Raw genomic sequence first — 774 nt, 5'->3', positions numbered from 1 at the left:
TGATTCTATGATGGCCGCATGACAGAAGACCACCTTGCGGAGGCCGGGCGTACGCCCGCGCGCGACCGGTCCACGGCCGAGCACGGCCGCACGCCCGCCGCGGGCGACAGCGCGGCGCGGCACACGGGAACCGCCGCGCCGCCCGCGCCCGCCGTGCGCGAGAGCGCAGGCGAGGACGCCAACGCGGGCAAGGGCGCACCGGCCGCCGCCGGCGAGCGGCCCAGGACGGCGCTCCCGGGATCGCCCTGGCAGCGCCGGCTGCTGGTCGCCGGGCTGGTCCTGGCCGCGCTCAACCTGCGGCCCGCGATCACCAGCCTCGGCGCCCTCCTCGAAGAGGTGCGCGACGGCCTCGGGATGAGCGGCACCGTCGCCGGAATGCTCACCTCCATGCCCGCCCTGTGCTTCGCGATCTTCGGTCTGACCGCGCCCCGGCTGGCCAGGAAGTGGGGCCAGGAGACCGTCGTCTGCGCCGGCCTGGTGGCCATCGGCCTCGGCGTCCTGGTCCGCCCGTTCGCCGGCGGCACCGTCGGCTTCCTGCTCGCCAGCGCCCTCGCGCTCGCCGGCATAGCCGTCAGCAACATCCTGCTGCCGGTGATCGTCAAGCGCCGCTTCCCGGACCGGGTCGGGCCGATGACGGGCGTCTACACCATGGCGCTGGCCCTCGGCACCTCCATCGCCGCGGCCAGCACCGTGCCCCTCACCGACGCGCTGGGCGGCGACTGGCGCACCGGCCTCGTGCTGTGGACCGTGGTGGCCGCCGTCGCGGTGCTGCCC

General features: G+C 76.0%; 1 protein-coding gene. It reads left to right on the top strand.

Annotated elements, in window-relative coordinates:
• Nucleotides 1-18: 18 nt before the first annotated feature.
• A partial coding sequence (locus tag KUM32_RS42775; RefSeq protein ID WP_217146948.1) for an MFS transporter occupies nt 19-774 on the top strand: 756 nt, incomplete at its 3' end.

Source organism: Streptomyces sp. AC627_RSS907, assembly GCF_019049165.1.
Note: the sequence above shows the minus strand (reverse complement) of the source record. Positions and strands in the feature narration are given on the sequence as shown.